21 protein-coding genes are annotated in these 13,446 nt (G+C 58.9%); 13 read left to right on the forward strand and 8 right to left on the reverse strand.

Annotation, left to right across the window (positions count from 1 at the left end):
• Positions 1-92: 92 nt before the first annotated feature.
• Positions 93-521 (reverse strand): GNAT family N-acetyltransferase, encoded by a 429-nt coding sequence (locus AC2CHD_RS05305; RefSeq protein ID WP_484552831.1) that lies wholly within the window; start codon positions 519-521, stop codon positions 93-95.
• Positions 522-760: 239 nt separating this feature from the next.
• A complete protein-coding gene (locus AC2CHD_RS05310) occupies positions 761-1,285 on the reverse strand; it encodes a SixA phosphatase family protein (protein WP_484552832.1) in 525 nt (174 codons plus the stop codon).
• A gap of 92 nt (positions 1,286-1,377) precedes the next feature.
• On the opposite strand from AC2CHD_RS05310, the gene AC2CHD_RS05315 reads away from it, so the two are divergent.
• On the forward strand, positions 1,378-1,953 hold the full coding sequence (locus AC2CHD_RS05315; protein ID WP_484552833.1) for a DUF2239 family protein: 576 nt from the start codon (positions 1,378-1,380) through the stop codon (positions 1,951-1,953).
• On the opposite strand, the gene AC2CHD_RS05320 is transcribed toward AC2CHD_RS05315, so the two are convergent.
• Both AC2CHD_RS05320 and AC2CHD_RS05325 read right to left on the reverse strand, forming a co-directional pair.
• Complete coding sequence (locus AC2CHD_RS05320) at positions 1,948-2,433, reverse strand: GNAT family N-acetyltransferase (protein WP_484552834.1); 486 nt, start codon at positions 2,431-2,433, stop codon at positions 1,948-1,950. The two genes, AC2CHD_RS05315 and AC2CHD_RS05320, sit on opposite strands and share 6 nt — an antisense overlap.
• A 71-nt stretch (positions 2,434-2,504) precedes the next feature.
• Positions 2,505-3,077 (reverse strand): helix-turn-helix domain-containing protein, encoded by a 573-nt coding sequence (locus tag AC2CHD_RS05325; RefSeq protein WP_484552835.1) that lies wholly within the window; start codon positions 3,075-3,077, stop codon positions 2,505-2,507.
• A 115-nt stretch (positions 3,078-3,192) separates the two neighbouring features.
• On the opposite strand from AC2CHD_RS05325, the gene AC2CHD_RS05330 reads away from it, so the two are divergent.
• The 9 genes from AC2CHD_RS05330 to AC2CHD_RS05370 all read left to right on the forward strand — a co-directional run bounded on the left by AC2CHD_RS05330 (position 3,193) and on the right by AC2CHD_RS05370 (position 8,468).
• Entirely contained in the window at positions 3,193-3,858 is a 666-nt protein-coding gene (locus tag AC2CHD_RS05330; protein ID WP_484552836.1) for a GntR family transcriptional regulator, read from the forward strand.
• A gap of 198 nt (positions 3,859-4,056) precedes the next feature.
• Positions 4,057-4,662: a biotin transporter BioY gene (locus tag AC2CHD_RS05335; protein ID WP_484552837.1), complete on the forward strand. Its 606-nt coding sequence runs from the start codon at positions 4,057-4,059 to the stop codon at positions 4,660-4,662.
• A complete protein-coding gene (locus tag AC2CHD_RS05340; protein ID WP_484552838.1) occupies positions 4,659-5,096 on the forward strand; it encodes a DUF1284 domain-containing protein in 438 nt (145 codons plus the stop codon). Before AC2CHD_RS05335 ends, AC2CHD_RS05340 begins: the two co-directional genes overlap by 4 nt.
• 54 nt (positions 5,097-5,150) lie before the next feature.
• Complete coding sequence (locus AC2CHD_RS05345; protein ID WP_484552839.1) at positions 5,151-5,726, forward strand: histidine phosphatase family protein; 576 nt, start codon at positions 5,151-5,153, stop codon at positions 5,724-5,726.
• A 71-nt stretch (positions 5,727-5,797) separates the two neighbouring features.
• A complete protein-coding gene (locus AC2CHD_RS05350) occupies positions 5,798-6,268 on the forward strand; it encodes a VOC family protein (RefSeq protein ID WP_484552840.1) in 471 nt (156 codons plus the stop codon).
• 332 nt (positions 6,269-6,600) lie between these two features.
• Entirely contained in the window at positions 6,601-6,813 is a 213-nt protein-coding gene (locus AC2CHD_RS05355) for a cold-shock protein (protein ID WP_223021220.1), read from the forward strand.
• Between the two features lie 413 nt (positions 6,814-7,226).
• Entirely contained in the window at positions 7,227-7,442 is a 216-nt protein-coding gene (locus AC2CHD_RS05360) for a cold-shock protein (RefSeq protein ID WP_223005964.1), read from the forward strand.
• Positions 7,443-7,716: 274 nt separating this feature from the next.
• Positions 7,717-7,866: a hypothetical protein gene (locus AC2CHD_RS05365; RefSeq protein WP_484552841.1), complete on the forward strand. Its 150-nt coding sequence runs from the start codon at positions 7,717-7,719 to the stop codon at positions 7,864-7,866.
• 164 nt (positions 7,867-8,030) lie between these two features.
• On the forward strand, positions 8,031-8,468 hold the full coding sequence (locus AC2CHD_RS05370) for a BA14K family protein (protein WP_229448713.1): 438 nt from the start codon (positions 8,031-8,033) through the stop codon (positions 8,466-8,468).
• A gap of 226 nt (positions 8,469-8,694) precedes the next feature.
• Here AC2CHD_RS05370 and AC2CHD_RS05375 read toward each other — a convergent pair whose 3' ends face one another.
• Positions 8,695-9,306, reverse strand: coding sequence for a TetR/AcrR family transcriptional regulator (locus tag AC2CHD_RS05375; RefSeq protein ID WP_484552842.1), 612 nt, complete (start codon positions 9,304-9,306; stop codon positions 8,695-8,697).
• 64 nt (positions 9,307-9,370) lie between these two features.
• Between AC2CHD_RS05375 and AC2CHD_RS05380 the strand changes: the two genes are divergently transcribed.
• On the forward strand, positions 9,371-9,892 hold the full coding sequence (locus AC2CHD_RS05380) for an anthrone oxygenase family protein (protein ID WP_484552843.1): 522 nt from the start codon (positions 9,371-9,373) through the stop codon (positions 9,890-9,892).
• 8 nt (positions 9,893-9,900) lie between these two features.
• Here AC2CHD_RS05380 and AC2CHD_RS05385 read toward each other — a convergent pair whose 3' ends face one another.
• The 3 genes from AC2CHD_RS05385 to AC2CHD_RS05395 form a co-directional block, all read right to left on the reverse strand.
• Positions 9,901-10,542 carry an MBL fold metallo-hydrolase gene (locus AC2CHD_RS05385; protein ID WP_484552844.1) on the reverse strand — a complete coding sequence of 214 codons (642 nt, stop codon included), beginning with the start codon at positions 10,540-10,542 and terminating at the stop codon, positions 9,901-9,903.
• A 91-nt stretch (positions 10,543-10,633) separates the two neighbouring features.
• Positions 10,634-10,909, reverse strand: coding sequence for a hypothetical protein (locus AC2CHD_RS05390; protein WP_229448709.1), 276 nt, complete (start codon positions 10,907-10,909; stop codon positions 10,634-10,636).
• 120 nt (positions 10,910-11,029) lie between these two features.
• Positions 11,030-11,923, reverse strand: a complete 894-nt coding sequence (locus AC2CHD_RS05395) for a branched-chain amino acid aminotransferase (RefSeq protein ID WP_229448708.1) — start codon at positions 11,921-11,923, stop codon at positions 11,030-11,032.
• Between the two features lie 260 nt (positions 11,924-12,183).
• Here AC2CHD_RS05395 and AC2CHD_RS05400 point away from each other — a divergent pair, with 260 nt between their 5' ends.
• Together AC2CHD_RS05400 and AC2CHD_RS05405 are read left to right on the forward strand one after the other, a co-directional pair.
• Positions 12,184-12,684 carry a MarR family winged helix-turn-helix transcriptional regulator gene (locus tag AC2CHD_RS05400; protein WP_229448707.1) on the forward strand — a complete coding sequence of 167 codons (501 nt, stop codon included), beginning with the start codon at positions 12,184-12,186 and terminating at the stop codon, positions 12,682-12,684.
• 35 nt (positions 12,685-12,719) lie between these two features.
• A complete protein-coding gene (locus tag AC2CHD_RS05405; protein WP_484553224.1) occupies positions 12,720-13,442 on the forward strand; it encodes a response regulator in 723 nt (240 codons plus the stop codon).
• Positions 13,443-13,446: the final 4 nt, after the last annotated feature.

A 13,446-nucleotide genomic window follows, 5' to 3' on the forward strand; every position in this document is an offset into this window, starting at 1 on the left:
GACCCGAAATGGAAAGGGGTGACGCACAGGGAATGCGTCACCCCTCACAGATCCTGACAGAAGGGTGTCAGGATTCATCATCCGCCATCATGTCAGGCAGGATAGCGAAGACGCAGCACCGGCTCACCCGTGGGTTCGTCGATACGCTCCTCGATCGCAACGAAGCCATAGCGCGCATAGAAGCGTCGGCCGAGATCGTTCTTCACGAAGACGTCGAGTTCGAGCGTACCCATGCGGGCAACGGCATCATCCATCAGCGCTCGTCCGAGACCGCGGCCATGAAACGCCGGATCGAGGAAAAGACCGCCCACCTGGTGGCCAAGCAGCGAGATGAAGCCGACGAGCCGGTTATCCACCCAGATGGTGCGTGTCTCGGCCATAGGCAGGTAGACATTGCGGATGTTGTCAGCTTCCCCGGCGATGAAATCTTCGCCAAGGAAGGCGTGCGCGAGCCGGCTGGCGCGAAGCCAGATATCGACGATGGCGTCGTCATCGACGCCGGGCTGATAGGTCTTGATCATTTTCGGTCATGTCCGGTTGTGCAGCATCGAACGCGCCTGCCAGAGGCACGCTGACTGCAGGAAAACTGCATTGAAGAAAGCGAAACGGATGCGCGAGCCGCTTATAAATCGGCAATTATCCAATTCCGGCATCCATTTCCGGGGCGCAAACCGCCCCCCTTCACCGGGACATAAAACCTCCAGACGTTTGAGAGCGTGCTAGCGCGGATGCGCCGCTGTCGCAAGCTCGGCCCGCAAACCTATTTTGGGGAAAAATCCTTCGGCTTGATAAAATCAAGCAGCCGTGCACCGCCAAGCGCAAGCCCCGCCCACTCTTCCTCAAAGCCAAAGCGGGCGATCGCGGCGGTGGGGAATTTCTGCCGCATGCGTTCAAGCGCATCCACTTCGGACCCCGGGCCGGCAAGACGAATAGCAAAATCCTGCATGCCCGGATTGTGACCGACAAGGAGAACGCGCCGGGCTTGCTCCGGCACCTCTTGCAGCACGGTAAGCAAGTGTTCGGGAGCGGCCATATAGAGCCCCTCCCCGCTGCCAAGTTCCGGTTCGGCACCCCCAAGCTTTGCGGCAACCAGGCGCCATGTCTGCTGCGCACGACGGGCCGGAGACACCAGAACCCGGTCAGGCAGCCAGCCGCGCCGCATGAGCTCCCGCCCCATGAGCGGAGCAGCACGACGCCCCCGCGACGCCAGCGGGCGTGCAACGTCGCTCAGCCCCGGATCCTCCCAGCTCGACTTCGCATGGCGCAACAGCAGAAGTTCTTTCATACGCACTCCCGTCTCGATCAGGAATTTACCCGGGTATATTGACAGATTTATTATACCCGGGTAAAAACACCCAACTCAAAGGAATAACCCCAATGTCCAGTTTCACCGCCTTTCATGGCAAGAAGCTTCTCGCCAGAGGCAGCGCCGTCGAGGTTGCGCTGGCGGCCAAGAATCTGCTCGATGAGCATTCCGGTGCCGATGTGCTGATCTTCGATGACCTGTCGGGCAGACAGATCGACTTCAACCTTGCAGGAAGCTGCGAGGACGTGGCGGCAAGGCTGGCTCCGAAGGAAGAGGAGACGCAACCGAAGCGCGCCCCCGGCCGACCCAGGCTGGGCGTGGTGGCGCGCGAGGTGACCCTGCTGCCGCGCCAATGGGACTGGCTGAACGGGCAGCCCGGCGGTGCTTCGGCAACACTGCGAAAGCTGGTCGATGCCGCCCGCACCGCGGATGCGCCCCATGAAAAAGTCCGCAGAGCCAAATCGGCGGCCGATGCATTCATGATGGCGATGCTGGGCGACCAGCCCGGATATGAAGACGCGGCACGCGCCCTTTATGCCGGTGATGCAGAGAGCTTCCGACGCAGAACAGGCCAATGGCCTGCCGACCTGCGGGCCCACGCGGAACGTCTTGCGGCTCCGGCCTTCGAAAGTCGAGCGGTGTCATAAAGCCCGCATGGCATCGATCCGCTTGTACATGATCGTCGTGGCGTCGAGACGATCGAGAAACGGATCACGGCAATAATCCGGGATTACGCCCGCAACGGAAAAGCCCAGTGCAGCGTAAAGCGGCTCGGCCTTGTCGCTCGTCCTGGTGTCCAGCGTGATAAGGCTGCGTCCAAGCTCTCCCGCCTCAGCTTCCAGTGCTCTCATAAGCGCCCGCCCAATGCCCTGCCGGCGACAGGCGGGATCAACGAGCAGTTTGGAAGCTTCGGCGCGATGCGGCTGATTGGGCGGGGTATCGACGACAAGTTGAACGGCCCCCGCGAGCCTGCCGCCCTGCCAGGCGACGAGCAGTATGCGCCCGCCTGATCCGAGCGCTGGAAGAATTTTCTCGCGCCAGAAATGCGCAGAGTCCTCCAAACCGAACGGCAAGATGAAACCGATGCTCGCCCCGTCATGGACACAAGCGTGAAGCAAAGCAGCCAATTCAGGCAGGAGGCTTTGCGCTTTGATAGCATCAACACGTTCTATGAAAAATGTGGCAGTGCTCGGCATGATCAGACCGTGAAAAGGAGATAGCGCGCACCCGCGGTCACATCGGCCTCAAACCGACTTGGGCCGCGAAGCTGATAGCGAAGGCAGTCGCCGGGATGCAGTGTGTGAGACGCCCCGTCGACCATGATATGCAAGGCACCCTCCAGCAAAACGAGGTGGTGTTCCAACCCCGCCCGCGGTGGCCCTTCATAGGTGATCTGCGCTCCGGGGCGTAGCAGGCCCTCCATAGCCTCCCCGGCAAGCGCACGGGCCGGAGGTGAAACGATCCGGCGCTTAAATCCAGACTTCGCATCCTCCCACACCGTCTGAGCAGACCGCCGCACAAGTGGAGGAAAATCATCTTCCACAAGGTGCATGAGACGCGAAAGCGTGATGCCATAGGCCTGGCAGAGACGGCCCAGCACATTGGCAGTGGCGCTGACCTCGGCGTTTTCAAGTCGCGAAAGGGTCGCCCTGCTCACACCGCTCCGACTGGCAAGATCTTCCAGAGACCAACCACGCTCCTGACGAAGTGTGCGGAGGCGCTCGGCTATACGTCGGTCAACGCTTGAGGGTCCATGCGATCCAGAATCCATATTTGAGAAAATATCCCATATATGAAAATCGTCAAGCGTCACAGTTCCACACGCCCCTCAAAAGAGGGGCCGGCCGGCACTCGACAAAAGAGCACGAACCAAATTATCTATAATTATGACCGCACGCAAAGAGACCAAAGCCACTCAGATTGCCCGCACGCTGGCCGAGCGCATCGTTTCAGGCAAACTGGAACCGGGGGCGCGGTTGCGGCAGGATCATATCGCCGAGGAATTCGCTACAAGCCATGTGCCGGTGCGCGAGGCATTCCGGCTGCTGGAAGCTCAGGGCCTGGCAAAGAACGAGCCACGCCGCGGCGTCCGGGTGGCGGCCTTCGATCTCAATCAGGTGCGCGAAGTGGCAGAGATGCGCGCGGCACTGGAAGTGCTGGCGTTGCGCAACGCTGCACAGCACCTGACCCCGGCTATCCTCGCCGCAGCTGAGGAGGCAACGCTGGAAGGCGATCAGGCTAAAGACGTCATCGCGTGGGAAGCAGCAAACCGGCGTTTTCACCGACTTCTCGTAACCCCATGCGGCATGCCTCGCCTGCTTGCCGCCATAGACGATCTCCATGCGGCCAGCGCCCGGTTCCTGTTCTCCGCATGGCGCTCCAACTGGGAAATCCGTACAGACCGCGATCATCGTGCGATCCTCGAACACCTGCGGCGTGGAGAAACGGACGCGGCATGCGCGGTCCTCTCCCGGCATGTGCAATGGGTCGGACACAAGCCAGTCGAGACGGCATCCGGCAAACAGCGCAAGGCATTTGTGATCGAGGGCTAACCAGCCTCGGAAGCTTCATTTTCAAATGGGGCGGATATGGCCCCATGTCTTTCGCGCATCTTCGTTGCGCACCCCGTTCACATGCGCTGAAACCGATGCAAAGGCAGGGATTATTCACACCCTCTTGCCAAAGCCGCTCGAATATGGACTCAATAATAGATCAATATTAAAAATTATCTATAATTTAAAAGGTGCGAAATGTCACAGAGTACCGTCCCCCTGAACACCCCTGGTCTGATCGGCAGTGCGGGCGTCTTGCAGCTTGACCAGAAGTCGCTTGCTTACAAGGTCAGCGCCGTTGTGCTTGGAACCCTCGCTCTCGCGCTCGCCTCGCGCATCGAGGTGCCCATGGTACCCGTCCCGGTGACCATGCAGACCTTCGCGATCGCGATGATTGGTGCACTCTACGGCGCACGCCTGGGCACGCTGACTGTTCTTGCCTGGCTCGGCGAGGCGATGATCGGCCTGCCTGTTTTGGCCGGAGGTGCTGGCGGCCTTGCGCACTTCGCAGGACCGACTGGCGGTTATCTTGCCTCATTCCCGGTCATGGCCTACCTCGTCGGCCTTCTGGCTGAGCGCGGATGGAACGCCCAGCGCCCGCTTCTCGCCTTCAGCTCGATGCTCGCAGCGAACGGACTCTGTCTTGCTATGGGCTGCATCTGGCTTGCCGGCATGATCGGGATGGAAAAGGCGTTCCTGCTCGGCGTTGCCCCCTTTGTTGTCGGCGGCATTCTGAAGTCCGCACTGGGAGCAGCATCCCTTGTCGCGCTCGCGCGGTTTGCAAAGCGCGGCGAGACAAAATGACAATTCGGCTGCGTGCGCATCATCTTTTGTGCATGCTCACTTATGTCGGGCGGGGCTACAGCCCCGCCTTCACCGCCAATTACGACGAGATCATTTCGCGTCTCAATGCAGGTGAAGATCTGCTTCTCGTCGAAGGACCTGACGACATTTGCCGTCCGCTCCTTCACGAAAGCTCGCACCCACATTGCCTCAACCCGCGCGTGAACCAACGCGATGCCCGTGCAGCACATGCACTCTCACACTGGCTCGGCCAAGCGACAGAGACAGGCCGCTTGCTTCGCCCCGACAAAAGACTGATCGAGCGGATGCGCTCCGCCTTCGCCCATGGCAAGACCCGGAAGGCGTGTGTTGGCTGTGAATGGCTTACTTTGTGCTCGACCGTTGCCCGACAGGACTTTGAGGGCGCACTTCTGGCGCCAGATAAGCACAGATGACGTTTCAAACCGCAGGATGGACGCCGGACACTCCCCGTGTCAGAACCTGCACCAATGGCAAAACTTCTCTTCATCACGCACCCCGAGGTCATCATTGACCCTTCGATCGCTGTGGAAGACTGGGGGCTAAGCACCACCGGACGCGAACGCATGAAGCATTTTGCCGAAAGCAACGCAGCGCAAAACATTGGCACAATCTGGTCCAGCACGGAAAAGAAAGCCCTTGAAGCGGCTGCCATTCTTGGTGCCCGGCACCACCTCGACGTCAAAACGGACCCCATGCTTGGAGAAAATGACCGCTCAGCGACCGGTTTTCTTCCACCCGAGGAATTTGAACGCACGGCCGATGCATTCTTCGCCCAGCCGACCATAAGCGTGAGAGGATGGGAGCGCGCCATCGATGCGCAGCACCGGATTCTTGCAGCCGTGGAAAGGATCAGGATGGAAAAGGGAACCGGAGACATCGCTGTCATCGCCCATGGTGCTGTTGGCACGCTGCTCCTGTGCAGCCTGCGCGGTGTGCCGATCGCCCGGGCCCATGACCAGCCCTTTCAGGGGCATTTCTGGTCCGCGGCACTGCCGGACATGCGAATCCTGCACGGCTGGAGGCCGATTGCCGAAAAAACCTAACCGGCGTGTCGGAATTCAACACCGGCCCTCGTCCTGCGTGGAGAAATTCAGCCAGACGAAAGGGCACGACCATGAAAGTCATACCGCATTTGTGGTTCGAAAAAGACATGGAAAGCGCACTCCGGCTCTACACGTCACTGATCCCGGGATCGAAGATCGAAAGCCTCAACACCCTACCCGCTGAAACCCCGAGCGGGCCGCCGGGAAGCGTAAAGATCGCCAGCTTCATGCTCGGTGATCAACACTACCGAGGCCTCGAAGCCGGGCCGCTCGATGCTTTCAACCACAGTTTCTCAATCATCGTCGAATGCGACAGTCAGAGCGAGATCGATAAGCTATGGGCCGCGCTCGGAGAAGATGGAACGATCGAGCAATGCGGATGGCTGAAGGATCGATGGGGGCTGAGCTGGCAGATTTTGCCAAGACAGCTCGGCGAACTGATAAATGATCGAGACCCCGCCAAGGCACAACGTGTGACCCAGGCAATGCTCAAAATGGTAAAGCTCGATATTGCTGCACTGGAAGCGGCTGCGAGAGGATGAGGATATTATACCTTAGTCGAAGATTGATCGGAAAACGCGCTGAAAAGTGGCTGAAACTGGTGTTTGTGCGGTTCAAAGAAAAAAGGGGCGATTGCGAGAAACCGCGCTGCGGCACGCCTCAGACGGGACGCAACAGGGCGTTTCGGACAGTCTTGTAGCTGTTTCCCTTTCGTGTCATAGATTCATCCGCGCTCGGGTGATTGCAGACCCGGAGACTGGAAGCTTTATGATTTGGACGGCCCCTTTCCCCGATTTTCTTCAAACTCTCGAACCACCGCTAACCTGTGCACGTTGCGCAGACGCGACTTCTCAAAGGGAAAAGGAGTTTCCCAATGGCCCAGACAGGCACCGTTAAATTCTTCAATGCGAGCAAAGGCTTCGGCTTCATCACCCCCGATGATGGCGCGAAAGACGTGTTCGTTCACATCTCGGCTGTTGAGCGTTCCGGCATGACCACGCTCAGCGATGGTCAGAAGGTTTCCTTCGAGGTCGAGCCCGACCGTATGGGTAAGGGTCCGAAGGCAGTCAATCTGTCCGCAGCCTGATTTCGAGACATTCTCGGATGCACATTTCAAGCGCGGCGAGCACTCGCCGCGCTTTTTGTTTGCCCGTACAGATTGCAGAAGCATGGCTCTTCGCAATTCGTATTATTCATAAAACTTTCGCTTGCCCCCTTAAAAAAAATCGAACAAGCTCCCTGCCATTCGGGCATTTGCCGGCCCGGAGACTGGAATGGCATGCCCTGGCGGGGGCTCAAATCCCCCTTCCGGGAAGTCGCGTCGAAGCAATGAGGACAAAAGATTTGTCCGGGCGAGAAGCCCGCAACATTGGTCCCGATGAGAGGCGCGAAGCTGACTGTTTCTTCTCCCCCAGTAAACGACCGATGACGCCATGGGCCAAAACCCGCCAAGAGGTTGGCCCGCCGAAACCAGCATAAAGGGAGAAAGGACTCCTTCCTATGTCGCAGAGTGGTACCGTCAAGTTCTTCAACCAGGCCAAGGGATACGGGTTCATTACCCCGGACAATGGCGAGAAGGACGTGTTTGTTCATATTTCAGCTGTCCAGGCATCTGGCCTGCAGGGCCTCGAGGACGGACAGAAGGTTACATTCGAGACCGAGCCGGACAAGCGCGGCAAAGGCCCGAAAGCCGTCAACCTGGAGGTTGCGCCCTGAGGGGGGCGCAGCATTCCTGCAGAACAGCTTTGCCGGTGTCGCGCAACAACGATTGAGGCAAAGCCCCTGTTTTTGAGCAGTTCCGGGCAATGAGCCGTTATGGCGGTTCCGGAATTGCCCTGAAACGTCCAGCGATCGCTGGACGCGCTCTGATTTTGCGCCAGCTTGTATGGGGAGGCAAAGCTGCTGAAATGGCGTGGCCGCGGAGATGAAGCCCTGCCCGCCGGTGCCTGCCTTTAACCTGTGCCCCGGCGTTCCGGTATGGCGGGATCCAATGCCTCAATCGTCAGTATCGGGCATTCTCCAGCCGGATCCGCGCACCCTCACCCACCGAGTAACCGGCGAAAGGCGCAAGCCCGGCTGGAATTCATTGTCGGAAGCTCTCGCAATTACGCTTGCAGGCGAGACGCGGCAGAGCGTTTGAGCGGTGTGTCCGCAACGCGTTCCACTCTTCTGGAATGTTTCATAACGGTTGAATGCAGGCTGCCTGCCTCATTCAGGTGCCATTCAGGTGCGAAGGGGTAAATCCTTGGCGAAAGCTGCGGATCCCCCTGAAAAACCGTAGCTCGTGTTTGAAGAGGTAAAGTCATGAAACGCTTCCTGAAGACGGGAATTCTCTCCCTTGCCGTCGCAGCCACAACGCTTGGAGCGATCTCCACCGCCGATGCCGGCCATCGCCATCGGCACAAAAACAATGATGCGATCGCCGCCGGAGTGATCGGCCTGGCAGCAGGCGCCATTGTCGGCGGGCTTCTCTCGGAGTCGCGCCGCGACAATGATCGTGTCTATATCGACCCGCCCTATCGTCCCGACTACCAGCCTGTCTATCAATACCGAGAGCGCCCAGCATACCGCTACCGGGAACGCCCGGTATATCGCGAACATCCGGTTCGCTATCGCCCCGCGATGGAGCCATGGTCGCGCGAATGGTTCCGCTATTGCTCCAACCGCTATCGCAGCTTCGACGGGCGTACCGGGACGTTCATGGGCTATGACGGTCAGCGCCATTTCTGCCAGCCGCGCTAACCTCAGGGTTCCCTGCCCCGAGTTGAAATAAGGCCGGGCTCAGCCCGGCCTTTCTTCATGAAAAGCTGGATGTGGGGATAAAGAACGCCTCCAAGGGACACTCTGGAAAATGAAGAACCGGTCCTCGGACACAAGCAACGAACGCCAGACCTGGATCGCAGCCACCCGCTGAGCCAACGATCGCCTCGCGCGAAATTCAATCTGTAGTTGATTCACGGCCGCGATGTCAATCAGAGCAGGAGCGAACGCAAAGGGTTTTGAAAGCCATCATGGCATTGGACACCCGCTCTACAACGAAGTCAGGTTGCGGCTCCGGCAAAACACCGATCACGCGCCTGATCTGAAGATCGCCAATCAGAAGACTGAAAAACTGTTCCGCAGCGGCCGACGGCGACAGCACATCAAGACAGCCATCCTCACAGGCCTGGCGAAGCAACTGTTCAACAAGTGGCGCCACGGCGCTGCGTCCGCCAGCGGCGATGGCGCGGCCCAATTCTCCACTCTCATCGGCAGCGGCAGCACGGTTGAGAAGGACCGCCTTCTCGCCAAGAAGCATCGACAGGAGAACCGGGGCAACGTTCTCCAGACATTCCAGCGGATCTTCCCCTGTCTCAATCGCTCGCTGCAGAGCCTCACGCGTTTCCTGCGCATTCGCCTCGACCATCGTTTTGAAGAGACCATTCTTGTCGCCATACCAGCGATAGAGCGTTTCGTTTGACGCCCTCGCCTCCCTGGCAATGGCCAGCATCGACGTTCCGCCATAGCCCCTTTCGTGCAAAAGCCGATAGGCGGCACGCTCAATCTGCGCCTGGCGTTCAACCCTCGTTTCCTCACGCATGCACATCTCCGACTGCCTTGACACGCACCGTACACAAATGTACGAAAATATAAAGTGTACAGATATGTACGATTTTGGAGACAAGGCGATGCGCAGCGTGACAACCGGCCTCTCGGTCGTGGCTATTCTTTTCTCCGGGGCGATCTTCGGGTTCTTCTATGCGTGGGTTTGCTCAACCATGTGGGGCCTCGACCAGACAGACCCGCGTGTGGCGATCGCCGCCATGCAGGCGATGAACGCCTCGGTGCGCAATGCGGTGTTCTTTCCCGCATTCTTTCTGACACCTGTGGTCCTTGCGTTGACAGCGTTCATGATCCGGGTCCAGGGGCAGAAGGCTCCAGCCTTCTGGATCGCCGCAGGGGCCGCGACCTACCTGGTGTTCGGCCTCATTCTTACGATGGCGGTCAACGTGCCGATGAACGAGGCGCTGGCGCTGGTTTCGGTACCGGAAGAAATCGAAGCAGCGGAAGCAATCTGGTCCGAATACTCTTCAAGATGGCAGTTCTGGAACCAGGCGCGGACAGCCGCATCCGCCGTGGCACTGGCGCTTGCCGGCTATGGAATTGCCCGGCTGCGCACAGACTGAACGCGCAACTATACGAGAAATGGGTTCGAGCGCCGCTCGTCGCCAAAACGCCCACCGGGGCCATGACCGCACAGGAAGCCGATATCGTCACCGAGCGGCAGCAGCTTCTCCCTGATCGAGCGGATCAACGCATCATGGTCGCCGCCCGGCAGGTCGGTACGGCCGACCGAACCGTTGAAGAGCACGTCGCCCACATGAGCGAACCGGGCCTTGCGATTGAAAAACACGACATGCCCCGGCGCATGGCCTGGGCAATGAAGAACCTCGAACTCGTGCTCACCGAAGGAGACCGTTTCGCCCTCGCTCAGATAGCGGTCGGGGATAACGTTGCGCACGGATTGATCGAGGCCGAACATGCGCGCCTGGTTTTCAAGATTGGCCAGAAGCTCCCGGTCGTCCTCATGCGGCCCTATAAGGGGGACACCAAGTGCCTCCTTGAGATCCATCGCGCCGCCAGCATGGTCGATATGACCATGGGTCAGCCAGATCGCCTCAACAGAGATATCATTGTCGTCAATAGCCCCGCGAATACGGTCCACCTCACCGCCTGGATCCACCACCACCCCATTCTTGGTCTCTTCATCGAAAAGAATGGTGCAGTTCTGCTGAAATGGCGTCACGGGGATGATGCCGGCCCGGAGATTGCCCATAAAGACCTCGTGGTCATGACCTGAAAACGCGGTACAGAAACGGGAAACGGGCAACCACCCCCGGCTGCCCGCTTCATGAAATTGATGAAGATCAGCTCTTGTTCATGGCGCCCATGACAGCACCGACAATGCCGGTGAGCACGCCGCCACCGACAGCGCCGCCAACAGCATCACCAAGCAGACCGCCCAACGCACCGGCATCGCCGCCCATGCTTGACAGCAGAGCGCCGCCACCGACGCCGCCGATGATACCGCTCAGTATCTTGGCGCCGTGACCCATTGCGGCCTTCTTCACGACAGCGCCGATCGCCTCGCCGCCAAGAACACCAGTCACAGCCTGCACAATAATAGGAAGTAGAGCTTCCATATCCGGTCCCTCTCAAAACACCGACCTCCCAGGGCCGGCGCGCACATGAAAGCGCGTTTCCGGCCCTTGTCAAACAGGAGGCTGTGAATATTTCAGGAAGTAACCTGCGGTTGCGGCTACTTATTGCGCTGCCACGCGCAACTCCGGACGCACTTCGTTGGCATAGTCATTCATCAGCAAACGCGTGATTTCACCGACTTCGAAGCGGTAAGGGCCGATCTCGGAGACAGGTGTGACCTCCGCAGCGGTACCGCAAAGGAAACACTGTTCAAAACCTTCCAGCTCTTCCGGCATAATTGCACGCTCAACCACTTCCAGGCCGCGACGGCGGGCAAGATCGATCACCGTGCGACGGGTGATTCCATCAAGAAAGCAGTCAGGCGTCGGCGTATGCAGGACGCCATCCTTGACGAAGAAGATGTTTGCTCCGGTCGCTTCAGCGACCTGGCCGCGCCAATCCAGCATCATTGCATCAGCATACCCTTTGGCCTCCGCCGCGTGCTTGGAAAGCGTGCAGATCATGTAGAGGCCGGCGGCCTTGGATTTGGACGGGGCCGTGCGAGGATCCGGCCGACGATACTCGGCCATGTCAAGACGGATGCCCTTGAGACGCTGCTCGGGATCGAAATAGCTCGGCCACTGCCAGATCGCGATGGCGAGGTTGATGCGGTTGTTCTGCGCCGACACGCCCATCATTTCGCTTCCGCGCCAGGCAATTGGCCGAACATAGGCGTCGGCGAAGCCCTGTCGCGCCAGAAGCTCTCGACAGGCATCATCAATTTCCTGCACCGACCAGGGAATGGTAAAACCAAGAATACGTGCGGATTCATGAAGGCGCTCGGTGTGCTCGGTGAGCTTGAAGATCTCGCCACCATAAGCGCGCTCGCCCTCGAACACGGCACTGGCGTAGTGCAGACCATGGGACAATACGTGAATCTTCGCATCCGCCCATTTGACGAATTCACCATTGAGCCAGATAAAGCCCTCGAGCTGATCAAAAGGAACCGCTGCCATGTAACCTCTCCCGCCGGTTCGTTTCCGTGGAACCGGGCAAATCGAAAATACCGCCCTGAGGACGACGCTTTCATCCATCTCAGCCTAAGCGTTACCAAAAGGAATTTGAAGGATGTTCCGAAAAATGACCTTCAGGATACCTTTTTGTTCGCGTCAGGACGAAAACATTGTCAAAAATTACCATGCCTTGAAATTATGTCAATAAGGCTGACATAATTTCTTCATCACTCGACCGAAACGACCGGAAGCAGCCAACAAGCATGACAGACGCCGACCCGATCAAAACCCCGCTGACACTGGATGATGGCGTTGACTTCGCAATCATCGAGCATCTGTTCTTCGCCTACCGGGATTTCACGGCCGATCCTGACGCCATCCTTGACCAATATGGTTTCGGACGAGCGCACCATCGGGTTCTGCACTTCGTCAACCGGCTGCCCGGCCTGACCGTGGCGGAACTTCTCGAAGTCTTGAGGATCACCAAGCAGAGCCTGGCTCGGGTGCTCAAACAGCTCATCGACGATGGATACATTGTCCAGGTCCCAGGGCCCCGCGACCGCCGCCAACGCGAACTCTACCCAACGCAGAAGGGGCGCGACCTGGCGCTGGCGCTGGCGCTGCCACAGTCCCGCCGCATCCGTGCGGCACTTGAAGAAGCTCAGCCGGGCGACAGCACGGCGGTAGAACGCTTTCTGCGCGCGATGGTGAACCCGGAATTGCGCGCTCAGATGGACAAACTGCCCAACGGGCGTTCTAAATGAGCAATGCGTCCACGTCGCTTGAGGAGGTCGTCACGATGAGCGAAACCGGCAATCTCGAAAAGGACCCACCTGTCCTGAGCGATGATGCGCCGCACTTGCTGGTGGTCGACGACGACACGCGTATTCGCAGCCTGCTCAACCGCTTTCTGCGGGAAAACGGTTTCCGCGTGACCATTGCCGGCAACGCGGCCGAAGCACGCCGCAAACTGGTGGGACTCGATTTCGATCTCGTCGTTCTCGATGTCATGATGCCGGGAGAAGATGGTGTCTCGCTCACCAGATCACTGCGCGAAGAAAAGGACACACCGATCCTTATGCTGACCGCGCTTTCGGAAACGGACAGCCGCGTCACGGGACTTGAAGCCGGCGCCGACGACTACCTGCCAAAGCCGTTCGATCCTCGGGAACTCGTGCTGCGCATCAACAGCATTTTGCGCCGTAGCGCGCCGCAATCCACTCCCAAGGTCGAGCAAGTGGTGTTCGGCCCATACGCATTCCAGATCGCCAAACGAGAACTCAAGCACAGCGGCAAGCTGGTGAAGCTGACCGACCGCGAACGTGACATCATGGTGATTTTCGCAGAGCGGGCGGGCGAAACTGTGCCGCGGCATGAACTGGTGGGAGAGGATTCGGAGGTGGGCGAGCGCACGATCGACGTTCAGATCAACCGCCTGCGCCGCAAGATCGAGTGCGACCCTTCCAATCCCGTCTACCTGCAGACCGTGCGAGGCATCGGTTATCGGCTAAGCGTGGAATAGCCCG

This window comes from Nitratireductor sp. ATLC21 (assembly GCF_057196525.1).